General features: G+C 63.1%; 8 protein-coding genes. All 8 read left to right on the top strand.

The window, feature by feature from the left end:
* Positions 1-94: 94 nt before the first annotated feature.
* The 8 genes from B5M41_RS04820 (at position 95) to glgA (ending at position 15,716) form a co-directional block, all read left to right on the top strand.
* Positions 95-3,436 (top strand): transglutaminase family protein, encoded by a 3,342-nt coding sequence (locus B5M41_RS04820; RefSeq protein ID WP_134645923.1) that lies wholly within the window; start codon positions 95-97, stop codon positions 3,434-3,436.
* Positions 3,437-3,457: 21 nt separating this feature from the next.
* Positions 3,458-5,863, top strand: a complete 2,406-nt coding sequence (locus B5M41_RS04815) for a circularly permuted type 2 ATP-grasp protein (protein ID WP_230639994.1) — start codon at positions 3,458-3,460, stop codon at positions 5,861-5,863.
* Between the two features lie 22 nt (positions 5,864-5,885).
* On the top strand, positions 5,886-6,773 hold the full coding sequence (locus B5M41_RS04810) for a transglutaminase family protein (RefSeq protein ID WP_134646235.1): 888 nt from the start codon (positions 5,886-5,888) through the stop codon (positions 6,771-6,773).
* A 140-nt stretch (positions 6,774-6,913) separates the two neighbouring features.
* Entirely contained in the window at positions 6,914-8,098 is a 1,185-nt protein-coding gene (locus tag B5M41_RS04805; protein WP_134645925.1) for a vWA domain-containing protein, read from the top strand.
* Between the two features lie 204 nt (positions 8,099-8,302).
* Entirely contained in the window at positions 8,303-10,762 is a 2,460-nt protein-coding gene (locus B5M41_RS04800; protein ID WP_134645927.1) for a glycogen/starch/alpha-glucan phosphorylase, read from the top strand.
* Complete coding sequence (gene glgB / locus B5M41_RS04795) at positions 10,762-12,975, top strand: 1,4-alpha-glucan branching protein GlgB (protein WP_134645929.1); 2,214 nt, start codon at positions 10,762-10,764, stop codon at positions 12,973-12,975. The genes B5M41_RS04800 and glgB overlap by 1 nt, the downstream gene beginning before the upstream one ends.
* 22 nt (positions 12,976-12,997) lie before the next feature.
* Positions 12,998-14,260, top strand: coding sequence for a glucose-1-phosphate adenylyltransferase (glgC, locus tag B5M41_RS04790; RefSeq protein ID WP_134645931.1), 1,263 nt, complete (start codon positions 12,998-13,000; stop codon positions 14,258-14,260).
* A 7-nt stretch (positions 14,261-14,267) separates the two neighbouring features.
* Positions 14,268-15,716: a glycogen synthase GlgA gene (gene glgA, locus B5M41_RS04785; RefSeq protein ID WP_134645933.1), complete on the top strand. Its 1,449-nt coding sequence runs from the start codon at positions 14,268-14,270 to the stop codon at positions 15,714-15,716.
* The last annotated feature ends 5 nt before the right edge of the window (positions 15,717-15,721 follow it).

Below are 15,721 nucleotides of genomic sequence, written 5' to 3'. Positions count from 1 at the left end.
AGGCCGGCTGCGATCCCGCTTGCAATCTTTCTTCGCAGCGCACAAAATCCTCTCGATGGCGGCATGAGACCGCCCGAGGGGAACAAGAGCGCGCATGTCGATCAAGGCCGGTATCTACCACCTGACCCATTACATCTACGATAAACCGGTCCGCCTCGGACCCCAGATCATCCGGCTGAAGCCGGCGGCGCATTCCAAGACCAAGGTCATCAGTCACGCGCTGAAGGTCTCGCCCGAAAACCACTTCGTAAACCTGCAGCAGGACCCGTACGGCAATTACCTTGCCCGCTACGTCTTTCCCGATCCGGTCACCGAACTGAAGATCGAGGTCGACCTCGTCGCCGACATGACCGTCTACAATCCCTTCGACTTCTTCGTCGAGGAGCAGGCGGAGCACTGGCCGTTCCACTATCCGGAAGACCTGCGCGAAGATCTCGAGATCTACCGGACCCCGGAGCCCATGGGCCCGGCGCTCGAAGCCTTCATGGCGACGGTCGACCGCACGCTCGGACAGCGCACGGTGGACATGGTCGTCGGCCTGAACGCGCGCCTGCAGCAGACGATCGGCTATGTCATCCGCATGGAACCGGGCGTGCAGACGCCGGAGGAGACGTTGCAGGTCGGCCTGGGCTCGTGCCGCGATTCGAGCTGGCTGCTGGTGCAGATCCTGCGCAATCTCGGCTTTGCGGCGCGCTTTGTCTCCGGCTATCTCATCCAGCTGACGCCGGACCTGAAGGCGCTTGACGGCCCCTCCGGCACCGAAGTCGATTTCACGGACCTGCATGCCTGGTGCGAAGTCTATCTGCCCGGCGCGGGCTGGATCGGCTTGGACCCGACATCCGGCCTGCTGACCGGCGAGAGCCACATACCGCTTGCCGCCACGCCGCACTACCGCAATGCAGCCCCGATCAGCGGCGGCTATTTCGGCGAGGCGAACACCACATTCGATTTCGCCATGACGGTTGACCGCGTGGCCGAGCATCCGCGCATCACCAAGCCTTTCTCCGAAGAAAGCTGGGAAGCATTGAATGCGCTTGGCCGCGATGTGGACGGCGTGCTGGCGACAAACGACGTGCGCCTCACCATGGGCGGCGAGCCGACCTTCGTTTCCATCGACGATTTCGAATCCGGCGAATGGAATACCGATGCCGTCGGCCCCACCAAGCGCGAAAAAGCCGACCAACTGATCCGGCGCCTGCGCCAGCGCTTCGCGCCGGGCGGCTTCCTGCATTACGGCCAGGGCAAATGGTATCCCGGTGAAAGCCTGCCGCGCTGGACATTCTCGCTGTACTGGCGACGCGACGGCAAGCCGATCTGGCACAATCCGGACCTGATTGCGGAGGAAGGCAACGATGCCGGCGTAAGTGAAGCCGACGCGGCGGCTCTTCTGGGCGCCATCGCACAGGAACTCGGTCTTGCGCCCGATCTGGTGCAGCCTGCCTACGAGGATCCTGCCGAGTGGATCATCAAGGAAGGCAACCTGCCCGACAATGTCGATCCGTCGAACTCGAAACTCGAAGATCCCGAGGAGCGTAACCGCATCGCGCGCGTCTTCGAACGCGGCCTGACCAAGCCGACAGGCCACATCCTGCCGGTGCAGGCGTGGAACGCCAAGGCGAGCGGCAAGCGCTGGATCAGCGAACGCTGGCAGACGCGCCGCGGCAAGATCTTTCTCGTGCCCGGCGACAGTCCCGTTGGCTATCGCCTGCCGCTCGGCGCCCTGCCCTACCTCGCGCCGTCCGACTATCCCTACATCAACCCCGCCGATCCCTCAGAGGCGAGGCCGCCGCTGCCGGACTTTGCCCAGGCCGGCAAGGTGATGGCGGAAGGCGGCCGCGCAATGGCCGAGGCGTCGTTTCAGGCGAGCGACGCCGGACAGGCCCGCGTCGAGCAGGTGCGCAGCGATATCGTCGGCGCCGTGCGCACGGCCATGAGCGTCGAGGCCCGCGATGGCAGGCTGTGCGTCTTCATGCCGCCCGTCGAGCGCGTGGAAGATTATCTCGAACTGGTGACGGCCGCCGAACAGGCGGCGACCCGTCTCGGGCTCGCCGTCCATATCGAAGGCTATGCGCCGCCGCAGGACGAGCGCCTCAACGTCATTCGTGTCGCGCCGGACCCCGGCGTCATCGAGGTCAATATCCACCCTGCCTCCGACTGGCAGGACTGCGTCGACATCACCACCGCGGTCTACGAGGAGGCGCGGCTTTCACGCCTCGGCGCCGACAAGTTCATGATCGATGGCCGCCATACCGGCACCGGCGGCGGAAACCACGTGGTCGTGGGCGGCAGGAACCCGAACGACAGCCCGTTCCTGCGCAGGCCGGACCTGCTGAAGAGCCTCGTGCTGCACTGGCAGCGCCACCCCTCGCTTTCCTATCTCTTCTCGGGTCTCTTCATCGGCCCGACGAGCCAGGCACCGCGCATGGACGAGGCGCGCCATGATTCGCTGTATGAACTGGAGATTGCGCTCGCGCAGGTCCCGCCGCCCGGCCAGGGCGCGCCGCCCCTGCCGTGGCTCGTCGACAGGCTCTTCCGCAACCTGCTCACCGATGTCACCGGCAACACGCATCGCTCGGAAATCTGCATCGACAAGCTCTTCTCGCCGGACGGGCCGACCGGACGACTGGGCCTTGTGGAGTTTCGCGGTTTCGAAATGCCGCCCAATGCCCGCATGAGCCTTGCCCAGCAATTGCTGATCCGCGCGTTGATCGCGCGTTTCTGGCTGAACCCGGCCGAAGGCGGCTTCGTGCGCTGGGGCACGACGCTGCACGACCGTTTCATGCTGCCGCATTATGTCTGGCAGGATTTTCTCGACGTGCTGGCCGACCTGCGCGCCAACGGCTTCGACCTGAGGCCCGAATGGTTCGCCGCCCAGCTCGAGTTCCGCTTCCCGTTCTGCGGCGAGGTGGAATATGAGGGTGTCGGCCTGGAGGTGCGCCAGGCGCTGGAGCCATGGCACGTCATGGGCGAACAGGGCGCGATCGGCGGCACTGTCCGCTATGTCGATTCCTCTGTCGAGCGTCTCCAGGTAAAGCTCGAAACAACGAACCCGGCGCGCTACACCGTCGCCTGCAACGGTCGCCCCGTCCCGCTGAAACCGGCGGGCACGCAAGGGGTTTCGGTCGCCGGCGTGCGCTACAAGGCCTGGCAGCCCGCCTCCGGCCTGCACCCGGTGCTGCCCGTCAACGCACCGCTGACATTTGACATTTATGATACATGGTCGCGCCGGGCGATCGGGGGCTGCATTTATCACGTTGCCCATCCCGGCGGACGCAACTATGACACCTTCCCTGTAAACGGAAACGAGGCCGAGGCGCGCCGGCTGGCGCGATTCGAACCGTGGGGTCATCGGGCGGGCGGCTACACGCTGTGGCCGGAAACGCCGTCGGCGGATTTCCCGCTGACGCTGGATCTGCGCCGGCCGCCGGGGCTTTGAGCGGCCTGTAGGAGAATGTGAGTGAAGACCACGAGTGCGCAGGCACAGCCCGAAACCGGACCGGCCGAAAAGCCGGCCCGCGGCTATGCGCCACTCCCCGGCGTCGCCGATGAGATGGTCGACACGGACGGCCATGTCCGCCCGGTCTGGCGCCATTTCCTCTCGGCGCTGGAGCGGATGGACGAGACGGAGCTTTCCGGCCGCTTCGCCCGCGCCGACCGCTACCTTCGCGATGCCGGCGTGTTCTACCGTGCCTATGGCAAGGAGACGATCACCGACCGCGCCTGGCCGCTCTCCCATATTCCGGTCCTCATCGACGAGGCCGAATGGGAACAACTCTCGCGCGGTCTGATCCAGCGCGCCGAACTGCTCGAAGCCGTGGTGGCCGATATCTACGGCAAGAACGACCTTGTCGCGAACGGTCTCCTGCCGCCGGCCCTCGTCGCATCCAACAACGAATTCCTTCGGCCGCTCGTGGGCGTACAGCCGGCCGGCCAGCATTTCCTGCATTTCGTGTCCTTCGAGATCGGCCGCGGGCCTGACGGCAACTGGTGGGTGCTTTCGGATCGAACACAGGCCCCTTCCGGCGCGGGCTTCGCGCTGGAAAACCGCGTGGCGACGACACGCGCCTTCTCCGACGTCTATGCCGAAACCCATGCGCACCGTCTCGCCGGTTTCTTCGGCGCCTTCCGCAACGCCTTGCAAGCGGGCAAGCCGGCCGAAGACCGTATCGCCGTCCTGACACCCGGGCTTGCCAACGAGACCTATTTCGAGCACGCCTATATCGCCCGCTATCTCGGCTTCATGCTGCTGGAGGGGGAGGATCTCACCGTCGTCGGCGGCAAGGTCATGGTGCGCACCGTCGCGGGCCTGAAACCCGTCGGCGTGCTTTGGCGACGCCTCGATGCCGCCTTCGCCGATCCGCTCGAACTGAACCAGAACTCCCATATCGGCACGCCCGGCATGGTGGAGGCGTTGCGCGCCGGTTCCGTCACCTTCGTCAATGCGCTTGGCGCCGGTATCGTGGAAACGCGTGCTTTCCTTTCTTTCCTGCCCAATATCTGTCGCCATCTGCTCGGCGAGGATCAGCGCCTTCCCTCCATCGCCACCTGGTGGTGCGGCCAGGAAGACGAGCGCGCCCATGTCGCAGCCCATATCGAACGCATGATCGTCGGCCCTGCCTATTCGACCCGGCCGTTCTTCGACGACAACGAGCAGTCCGTCCTGGGTTCCTCGCTGCGCGAAACGGCAAAACAGTCGATTACGGAATGGCTTGAGACGGATGGCCCGAGCCTCGTCGGGCAGGAAGCCGTCACGCTTTCCACCACACCCGCCTTCGTCGATGGCAAGCTCGTGCCGCGGCCGATGTCGCTTCGGGTCTTCGCCGCCCGCACCCGCGACGGCTGGCAGATCATGCCCGGCGGCTTCGCCCGCATCGGCGCTGGCGACAACGTGTCGGCGATCGCCATGCAGGAGGGCGGTTCGGCGGCGGATGTCTGGATCGTCAGCCAAAAACCGGTGGAGCGCACCAGCCTGCTGCCCGCGGAAGAGGTGTTCATCCGCAACATGCCCGGCAGCCTGCCGAGCCGCGCGGCCGACAACCTCTTCTGGCTCGGCCGTTATATCGAACGCGCCGAGGGCGCGTTGCGCATCCTGCGGGCCTGGCATGGCCGCTATGCCGAATATGCCGATCCGTCCCAGCCGCTGCTGAAGGATGTCACCGATTATCTCGACGCGCTGGATATCGACACGTCGGAAGCCGTGCCGACAAGCCTCATCCGCAACATCGACAGCGCCGTCTTCTCCGCCAGCAACATCCGCGATCGCTTCTCGCCTGACGGCTGGCTGGCGCTGAACGACCTGTCAAAGACCGCCCGGCGCTTCCACGTCAGCGTCGAGCCGGGCGATGACGCGACGCGGGCCATGACCGTCCTTCTGCGCAAGCTCGCGGGCTTCGCGGGCCTCGTGCATGAAAATATGTACCGCTTCACCGGCTGGCGCTTCCTGTCGATCGGCCGCTATCTCGAGCGCGGCCTGCACATGACGCGCCTTCTCGGGCACATGTCGGGTGAGGATGCGCCTGACGGCGCGCTCGACATGCTCTTGGAAATCGGCGACAGCGTGATGACCCACAGACGTCGCTACAACGTCGCCACGGCGCGCCTCACCGTGACCGACCTGCTCGCGCTCGACCCGCTCAATCCGCGCTCGATCCTCTATCAGCTCAACGAGATCAAGAACGAGGTCGAGCAGCTGCCGAACGCCTATGCCAACGGCCAGATGTCGCCGTTCTACCGCGAGGCGATGCGCCTGCATGCCGGCCTTGCCGTGATGACGCCGGAGACGATGACCGACGCTGTCTACAAGCGCTTCGAGGCGGAGCTCGAAAAGCTTTCCGATATCCTTGCGCAAACCTATCTGAGCTGAGCGGGAGGAAGACGCTGTGACCATGCTCTACGACGTCAACCTTCACATCGGCTACCTCTATGACACACCCGTTTCCGGCGGCCGGCATATCGTGCGTGTGCTGCCGCTTTCGCTCGGCCGGCGCCAGCGGCTGGTCGCCGGCACGATCGGCGTTGCGCCGGTGCCCGGCGAGCGTGTCGATCACAGCGACTTCTTCGAAAATCCGATGAGCGCGATCCTGTTTCGCAGCAACCACGAGCGGCTGGACATCCGCATGCAGGCCCGCGTTCATGTCGACGTGCCGCAAACCGCCGCGGACTTCTCGCCGCGCCTGGAGGCGCTGCCGTCGGAGATCGCCGGCCATTGGTCGCTCGATGCCAATTCGCCGCATCATTACACCGGCCCCAGCCCGCGCCTGAAGGACTGCCCTGAAATCGCCGACTACGCCCGCAGCACCGTCAACCCGGATATGACCGTTCGCGAGATCGCGACGGCGATCTGCGCACGCATCCACAAGGACTTCACCTACGATGCCAAGGCGACGAGCGTGGGCACGACGCCACGCGAAGCCTTCAAGCTGAAACGCGGCGTGTGCCAGGACTTTACGCATGTGATGATCGTCGCGTTGCGCAGCCTCGGCATACCCGCAGGCTATGTCAGCGGCTTCCTGCGCACCATTCCGCCGCCGGGCAAGGAGCGCCTGGAGGGCGCGGATGCCATGCATGCCTGGGTGCGCTACTGGTGCGGCCGGGTCAATGGCTGGATGGAACTCGACCCGACCAATAATATCCCCGCCGGAAACGATCACATCGTCGTCGCCTATGGCCGCGATTACGCCGATGTGGCCCCCGTCATCGGTGTTCTCAAGGGCTACGGCGAACACCAGACCAGCCAGGCGGTCGATGTGGTTCCGGTGCGCCAATCGGCCTGAATTCCCGTTTGGAAACAGAACCGCGCGCGGAATTGCGGCATCGGCGCAATTTTACGAAAACTATACCACGCCTTCCAACCGTTGAATAAGACTTCGCTGATAGGTTCACCGCATATCAGGGCAATGGCGGGTGGACTCTCATGACGAAGAAGACGCAAGGACGGACGATTCTATCGCGGCTGCTGAAGGATCGCTTTGGCAATTTCGCCATGGTGACGGCCGTCACGATCCCCGTCATCCTCGCCGCCGGCGGCGTCGCCATCGACATGACCAAGATGGTGTTGGCGAAAGCCGAGCTTCAGGATGCGACCGATGCCGCAGCACTTGCGGCGGCCTCCGCTCTGGCCAACGAAAAAAAGACCGCGACGCAGGCAAAGCAGATCGCCGAAGAGCTCTTTGCCATGCAAATCAGCGGCACATCCGGCGTCGTCAAGGAAGGGGACACCACGATCGTGGACGCTGCCCCTATCATCAACATCTCGCAAAAGACGACCGAGAATAATGGCAAGATCTACAACATCGACATCACAGCAACCTATTCCGTGAAGTTCAGCGCCTTTACGAGGATGCTCGGTCACGACGGGATCAAGCTTACCGCAAAGAGTTTCACGGAAAGCGCGACCGAATCCAAGAACGCACTCTCGATGTATCTCGTGCTCGACAAATCGGGCTCGATGCTCGCGAATACCAACGAGAAGATCATACCCGAGAAAAGCTGTACACAATACAATGACAGCGGTTCTTCCATCGGCACTTTCAGCCCTTGCTACATCAAGAAAATCGAGGCCCTGAAATTGGCTGCGGCAAGCTTGTTCACGCAGCTCAACGCCGCGGACCCAAAGACGATGTACGTGCGAACAGGCACCGTCTCCTATAACAGCTCCATGTCCACGGCATCAAACTTGGTTTGGGGCACGGGCGCATCCCTCACCCAAGTGAATGCGCTGTCTGCAGGTGGCGGCACGGCCTCAGGTGCTGCAATGGAGGCAGCCTATAACAAACTGAAGGCATCGACCGAAAACGATGAGCACAAGAAAAAGAACGGCCAGGTCCCGACCAAATACATCATCCTGATGACCGACGGTAACAACAACAACACGTCCGACGACACAAAAACCAAGGACATCTGCGCGAAGGCGAAGGCTGACGGGATGGTGGTCTACGGCGTGGCTTTCATGGCGCCGACGCGCGGCCAGCAGCTTTTGAAAGCCTGCGTGAGCGAGCCCGGAAACTATTTCGCGGCAGAAAAAATGGATCAGCTCGTCGCCGCATTCAAGGCGATCGGTGAGCGTGCCGCCGCCATCATGTCGCGTCTTACGAAATAAGCCCGAATTTTGCTTCGGATCGGGCCCGTCTTGCTCCTGCAAGGCGGGTTTTCCGTATTTTCATGGCATGTAAGACACTTCGAAAATGCATGCGTCCTTTCTTGAAAACGCATATTGCAAGCGCTTCGGATAGATGCATAAATTGATTTAAACGCGCTTTTCGAAGCACCGAAAACCGACTGACGCGAGGGGCATAGTTCGCCGATGATGAACCGGGTTAACAGCAACGACCTCACTCCGGCGCCCCGCACCTCAGATGTCGAACAGCTGGCGGTCGAACTTCTCGAACGGCTGAAGTACCGTATCGGCAAGGACCCGAAAGTCGCCAAGCCGCATGACTGGCTGACGGCTGCCATTCTCGTCGCCCGCGACCGTATCACCGACGCCTGGATGGACTCGACCCGCCGCACCTATGCGACGGGCGCCAAGCGCGTCTACTACCTGTCGCTGGAGTTCCTCATCGGCCGCTTGATGCGCGATGCCATGACCAATATCGGCATCATGGAAGAAATGCGCCAGGCACTCGCCTCGCTCGGCGTCGATATCGATGTCATCGCCGAACTGGAGCCGGATGCCGCCCTCGGCAACGGCGGCCTCGGGCGTCTGGCCGCCTGTTTCATGGAAAGCATGGCGACGGTGGACGTACCAGCCTATGGCTACGGCATCCGCTACGTGCACGGCCTTTTCCGCCAGCAGATGGCCGATGGCTGGCAGGTGGAACTGCCCGAGACCTGGCTTGCCCATGGCAACCCCTGGGAATTCGAGCGGCGCGAGAGCTCCTACGAGATCGGTTACGGCGGTGTCGTCGAAACGATCAATATCGGCGAGGATAAGCAGCGCTTCGTCTGGAAGCCGGCAGAGCGCGTCATCGCGACCGCCTACGATACGCCGGCCGTCGGCTGGCGGGCGAAGCGTGTCAACACGTTGCGCCTTTGGGCCGCCAATCCGATCGATCCGATCCTGCTCGAGGCCTTCAACGCCGGCGACCACATCGGCGCGCTTAAGGAAAGCAACAAGGCCGAGAGCCTCACGCGTGTTCTCTACCCCGCCGATGCCACCCCGGCCGGCCAGGAACTGCGCCTGCGACAGGAATTCTTCTTCTGTTCGGCCTCCTTGCAGGACATCCTGCGCCGCCATCTCCAGCAATACCCGGATTTCACGTCGCTGCCGGATGCGGTCGCGATCCAACTCAACGACACGCATCCCGCCGTCTCCGTCGCCGAGCTCGTCCGCCTTTTGAGCGATGTGCATGGCCTCGACTTCGATACGGCGTGGGACATCTCGCGCCGCACCTTCTCCTACACGAACCACACCCTGCTTCCCGAAGCGCTGGAAAGCTGGCCGGTGCCGCTGTTCGAGCGCCTGCTGCCGCGCCACATGCAGATCGTCTACGCGATCAATGCGAAGATCCTCCTGCAGGCCCGCAAGGAAAAGGACTTCGAGGACCAGCGGATCCGCAGCATCTCGCTGATCGAGGAATCGGGCGAACGGCGCGTGCGCATGGGCAACCTCGCCTTCGTCGGCTCCCACTCGATCAACGGCGTTTCCGCACTCCACACCGAGCTGATGAAGGAGACCGTCTTTGCGGACCTTCACAAGCTCTATCCCGACCGCATCAACAACAAGACGAACGGGATCACGCCGCGCCGCTGGCTGATGCAGTGCAATCCGGGCCTGTTCAACCTGATCCGCGAAGCGATCGGCGATGCGTTCATGGACGACGCCGAGGCCCTGACGGCGCTCGACGCCTTCGCCGACGACAGGGACTTCCAGGAGCGTTTCGCGGCGATCAAGCGCGAGAACAAGAACCGCCTCGCCAATCTCGTCGGCAGCCGCATGGGCGTGCGCATCGACCCGACCGCGATGTTCGACATCCAGATCAAGCGCATTCACGAATACAAGCGGCAGCTTCTCAACATCATCGAGGCGGTCGCGCTCTACGATCAGATCCGCTCGCATCCCGAACTCGACTGGACGCCCCGCGTCAAGCTTTTCGCCGGCAAGGCGGCGCCGAGCTATCACAATGCAAAGCTCATCATAAAGCTCGCGAACGACGTCGCCCGGGTGATCAACAATGACCCGGCCGTGCGTGGCCTGCTCAAGGTCGTCTTCGTGCCGAACTACAACGTCTCGCTTGCAGAGATCATGGTTCCCGCCGCCGACCTGTCCGAGCAGATCTCCACCGCCGGCATGGAAGCCTCGGGCACCGGCAACATGAAGTTCGCGCTGAACGGCGCCCTCACCATCGGCACCCTCGACGGTGCCAATGTCGAGATGCGCGACCATGTCGGCGAGGAAAACATCGTCATCTTCGGCATGACGGCGGAAGAGGTCGCAACGATGCGGGCCGAAGGGCACAATCCGCGCGCCATCATCGAGCAGTCGAAGGAGCTTTCGCAGGCGCTCGCCGCCATCTCCTCCGGCGTCTTCTCCCCTGATGACCGCACTCGTTTCACCGGCCTCGTGGATGGCATCTACAACCACGACTGGTTCATGGTGGCTGCCGACTTCGATGCCTATGCCAAGGCCCAGCGCGAGGTCGACGGCATCTGGAACGACAAAACGTCGTGGTATTCAAAAACAATCCGGAACACAGCGCGTATGGGCTGGTTTTCCTCCGACCGCACCATACGTCAATACGCCAAGGAAATCTGGAGAGCTTGATGACCACACCGCCGAACAAAGGCACGACGGACCAACCGTTAGAGCTTCTGGCGAAGGCGGACATCGATGCAATCCTCGAAAGCCGGCACTGGGACCCGTTCGCCGTGCTCGGCCTTCATGCTTCCGGCGATCGTTACATCGCCCGCTGCTTCCTGCCCGGTGCGACGGAAGTGACCGCCCAGACGCTGGCCGGCAAGGAGATCGGCACGCTGCAACAGCTCGACCCGGCCGGCATCTTCGCCGGCGAGGTGTCGATCAGGAAGTTGCAGCCCATCCGCTACCACGCCCGCAATGAGGGCGGGGAATGGGTGGTGATCGACCCCTACAGCTTCGGGCCGGTTCTCGGCCCGATGGACGATTATTACATCCGTCAGGGCTCGCACCTTCGTCTCTTCGACAAGATGGGCGCCCATCCCATGACGCTGGAAGGCATCGACGGCTTCCACTTTGCCGTCTGGGCCCCCAATGCCAAGCGCGTTTCCGTCGTCGGGGACTTCAATGCCTGGGACGGTCGCCGGCACATGATGCGCCTGCGCCGCGACACCGGCATCTGGGAAATCTTCCTTCCCGAAATCGGGCCCGGCCATGCCTACAAATACGAGATCGTCGGGCCGGACGGTGCGCTTGTGCCGCTCAAGGCCGATCCTTTCGCGCGCCGCTCGGAACTGCGCCCGGCCAACGCCTCGGTCACCACCGGCCAGATCGACCAGAAATGGGAAGACGAGGCGCATCTCAAACATTGGGCCGAGGCCGACGCCCGTCGTCAGCCGATCTCGATCTACGAGGTCCATGCCGGTTCGTGGCAGCGCCAGCACGGCGGCGGCTTCCTCACCTGGGACGAACTGGCCGAACGTCTCATATCCTACTGCGTCGACATGGGCTTCACCCATATCGAGTTCCTGCCGATCTCCGAATTTCCCTTCGATCCGTCGTGGGGCTACCAGACCACCGGCCTCTATTCGCCGACCGCGCGCTTTGGCGAGCCGGACGGGTTCGCGCGCTTCGTCAACGGCTGCCACAAGGTGGGCATCGGCGTCATTCTCGACTGGGTGCCGGCGCATTTCCCGACGGACGCGCATGGCCTTGGCCGTTTCGACGGCACCGCCCTCTATGAGCATGAAGATCCGCGACAGGGTTTTCATCCCGACTGGAACACCGCAATCTACAATTTCGGCCGCGCCGAGGTTCTCTCCTATCTCGTCAACAACGCGCTCTACTGGACCGAGAAGTTCCACCTGGACGGCCTGCGCGTCGATGCCGTCGCCTCGATGCTCTATCTCGACTATTCCCGCAAGCATGGGGAATGGGTGCCGAACGAGTATGGCGGCAACGAGAACCTCGAGGCCGTGCGCTTCCTGCAAACGATGAACGCCCGCGTCTATGCCGCTCATCCCGGCGTGCTGACCATCGCCGAGGAATCCACCTCCTGGCCGAAGGTCTCGGCGCCGGTGCATGACGGCGGCCTCGGCTTCGGCTTCAAGTGGAACATGGGCTTCATGCACGACACGCTGCAATATCTGTCGCGCGAGCCGGTTCACCGCAAGTTCCACCACAACGACATGACCTTCGGCCTGCTCTACGCCTTCACGGAGAACTTCGTGCTGCCGCTCAGCCATGACGAGGTTGTGCACGGCAAGGGCTCGCTGATCGCCAAGATGCAGGGCGACGACTGGCAGAAGTTCGCCAATCTCAGAGCCTATTACGGCTTCATGTGGGGCTATCCCGGCAAGAAGCTGCTGTTCATGGGGCAGGAATTCGCCCAGTGGCAGGAATGGAGCGAGGAACGCGCGCTCGATTGGAACCTGCTCGAATACCCGCTGCATGAAGGCATGCGCCGGCTCGTGCGCGACCTGAACGGCACCTATCGGCGCAAGGCGGCGCTACACGCGCGCGATTGCGAGGGCGACGGCTTCGAATGGCTGATCGCCGACGACCGCGAGAACTCCGTCTTCGCATGGTTGCGCAAGGCGCCGGGCGAAAAGCCGATCGCCATCGTCACGAATTTCACGCCCGTTTACCGCGAGAACTACGGCGTGCCGCTTCCGGCAGAGGGACGGTGGCGGGAGATACTGAACACCGATGCCGAAATCTACGGCGGCAGCGGCAAGGGCAATGGCGGCGCCGTCCAGGCAAAAAGACACGGCGATGGAACGATAACAGCCAATATCACGCTGCCGCCGCTGGCGACGCTGATGCTCGAGCTGGATGCATAAAACAAGAATCGGGAGGAAACCTATGGAGCAGAAGCGCATTCAACCCCTTGCCCGTGACGCCATGGCGTATGTCCTGGCCGGCGGACGCGGCAGCCGCCTCAAGGAACTGACCGACCGGCGGGCGAAACCCGCCGTCTATTTCGGCGGCAAGGCGCGCATCATCGATTTCGCACTGTCCAATGCGCTGAATTCCGGTATCCGCCGCATCGGCGTGGCCACCCAGTACAAGGCGCATTCGCTGATCCGCCACCTGCAGCGCGGCTGGAACTTTTTCCGTCCCGAACGCAACGAAAGCTTCGACATCCTTCCCGCCTCCCAGCGCGTCTCCGAGACGCAGTGGTATGAAGGCACCGCCGACGCCGTCTACCAGAACATCGACATCATCGAGGATTACGGCGTCGAATACATGGTCATCCTTGCCGGCGACCATATCTACAAGATGGACTACGAGCTGATGCTTCAGCAGCACGTGGATTCCGGCGCTCAGGTCACCATCGGCTGCCTGGAAGTGCCTCGCATGGAGGCGACCGGCTTCGGCGTCATGCATGTCGACGAGAAGGACGAGATCATCGCCTTCGTGGAAAAGCCGGCGGACCCGCCCGGCATTCCCGGCAATCCCGAGATGGCGCTTGCCTCCATGGGCATCTACGTGTTCCACACGAAGTTCCTGATGGACCTGCTGCGCCGCGACGCCGCCGACCCGACATCCAGTCGCGATTTCGGCAAGGACATCATTCCCTACATCGTGCAGCACGGTAAGGCCGTGGCCCACCGCTTCACCGCTTCCTGCGTGCGTTCCGATTTCGAGCGCGAGGCCTACTGGCGCGACGTCGGTACGGTCGATGCCTACTGGCAGGCGAATATCGACCTCACACACATCACGCCGGAACTCGACATCTACGACAGCTCCTGGCCGATCTGGACCTTCGCCGAGATCAAGCCGCCGGCCAAATTCGTGCATGACGACGAGAACCGCCGCGGCTCGGCCATCTCCTCGCTCGTCTCGGGCGACTGCATCATTTCCGGCTCGACGCTGCACCGCAGTCTTCTGTTCACCGGCGTGCGGGCGAACTCCTACTCGCGGCTCGATGGTGCGGTGGTCCTGCCCAATGTCATGATCGGGCGCCACGCGCAACTCAGGAATGTTGTCATCGATCGCGGCGTCGTCATACCCGAGGGCCTTGTCGTCGGCGAGGATCCGGACTTCGACGCCAAGCGTTTCCGCCGTTCCGAGAACGGCATATGCCTCATCACCCAGAACATGATCGACAAGCTGGAGCTCTAACCCGGACATGAATATCCTTTCGGTGGCATCCGAAGTGTTCCCGCTCATCAAGACGGGAGGCCTTGCCGACGTTGCCGGCGCGCTGCCGCTCGCATTGGCGGGACATGGAATACGCGTACGTACGCTGATGCCCGGTTATCCGATCGTCTTGCAGCGCCTCGCCGATACAAGGGTCGTCGCCACCTTCGACGATCTGCTCGGTGAGCCTGCCCGCGTTCTCGCAGCGACCCACGAGGGGCTCGATCTCCTCGTGCTCGACGCACCTGCCTTCTTCGACCGCGCGGGCGGTCCCTATACAGACGGCAACGGAAACGACTTCATCGACAATTGGCACCGCTTCGCAGCGCTCTCCTTCGCCGGCGCCGAAATCGCCCGGGGCCTGTTGCCGGACTGGCGGCCGGACATCGTTCAGGCGCATGACTGGCAGGCGGCGATGACCACGGTCTACATGCGCTACACCGGCCTGCAGCACATCCCGACCATCCTCACCGTGCACAACCTGGCTTTCCAGGGCCAGTTCGGAGCCGATATTTTCGGGCAGCTGCGCCTCCCGCCGGAAGCCTTTACCGTCGACGGCCTGGAATATTACGGCGACGTCGGTTTCCTCAAAGGCGGTCTGCGTACGGCGTGGTCGATCACCACAGTCAGCCCAAACTACGCACAGGAGATCATGACGCCGGAATACGGCATGGGCCTCGAAGGGCTGCTCAATGCCCGTTCGGCAGACCTTGAAGGCATCGTCAACGGCATCGACACCAGCGTCTGGAACCCGGAAAGCGATGCGCATATCGCCAGGCCCTATACGGCGGGCTCGCTGAAGCAGCGTGCGGTCAACCGGCAGGCGGTCGCCGAGCGTTTCAACATCGAGCAGGATGGCGGTCCGATCTTCTGCGTCATCAGCCGCCTGACCTGGCAGAAGGGCATCGATATCATCGCCGATGTCGCCGACTGGATCGTCGAGCAGGGCGGCAAGCTGGTGGTTCTCGGTTCCGGCGACCAGGGGCTGGAGGGCGCGCTTCTCGCCGCCGCCTCGCGGCATCGCGGCCGTATTGGCATCGTCATCGGTTACAACGAGCCGCTGTCGCATCTCATGCAGGCCGGCGCGGATGCCATTCTCATCCCGTCGCGCTTCGAACCGTGTGGCCTCACCCAGCTCTACGGTCTACGTTACGGCTGCATCCCCGTCGTGGCCCGCACAGGCGGCCTTGCCGACACGGTCATCGACGCGAATGAGGCCGCCCTGTCCGCCCGCGTCGCCACCGGTTTCCAGTTCACGCCCATCAATGCGGATGGTCTGCGCCAGGCACTGCGCCGCGTCTTCAAGGCCTGGCGCGAGCCGAAGGTCTGGGGCCGCATCCAGAACCAGGGCATGAAATCCGAGGTTTCCTGGGAAAGCAGCGCCGCCCGCTATGCCGACCTCTTTTCCAGTCTCCTGACGCGAGCCAACCTTTCCTGAAGAGT

Source organism: Shinella sumterensis (assembly GCF_004514425.2).
In the GTDB taxonomy this organism is placed as follows: Bacteria; Pseudomonadota; Alphaproteobacteria; order Rhizobiales; family Rhizobiaceae; genus Shinella; species Shinella sumterensis.
The sequence above is the reverse complement of the archived record's forward strand: the minus strand, read 5'-3'. Positions and strand labels throughout refer to the sequence as shown.

What these genes read in the sequence shown, in the direction of transcription:
- B5M41_RS04800 (WP_134645927.1), top strand. Translation starts at nt 8,303, where the DNA reads ATGATGAACCGGGTTAACAGCAACGACCTCACTCCGGCGCCCCGCACC.
- glgB (WP_134645929.1), top strand. Translation starts at nt 10,762, where the DNA reads ATGACCACACCGCCGAACAAAGGCACGACGGACCAACCGTTAGAGCTT.
- glgA (WP_134645933.1), top strand. Translation starts at nt 14,268, where the DNA reads ATGAATATCCTTTCGGTGGCATCCGAAGTGTTCCCGCTCATCAAGACG.
- B5M41_RS04810 (WP_134646235.1), top strand. Translation starts at nt 5,886, where the DNA reads ATGCTCTACGACGTCAACCTTCACATCGGCTACCTCTATGACACACCC.
- B5M41_RS04820 (WP_134645923.1), top strand. Translation starts at nt 95, where the DNA reads ATGTCGATCAAGGCCGGTATCTACCACCTGACCCATTACATCTACGAT.
- glgC (WP_134645931.1), top strand. Translation starts at nt 12,998, where the DNA reads ATGGAGCAGAAGCGCATTCAACCCCTTGCCCGTGACGCCATGGCGTAT.
- B5M41_RS04805 (WP_134645925.1), top strand. Translation starts at nt 6,914, where the DNA reads ATGACGAAGAAGACGCAAGGACGGACGATTCTATCGCGGCTGCTGAAG.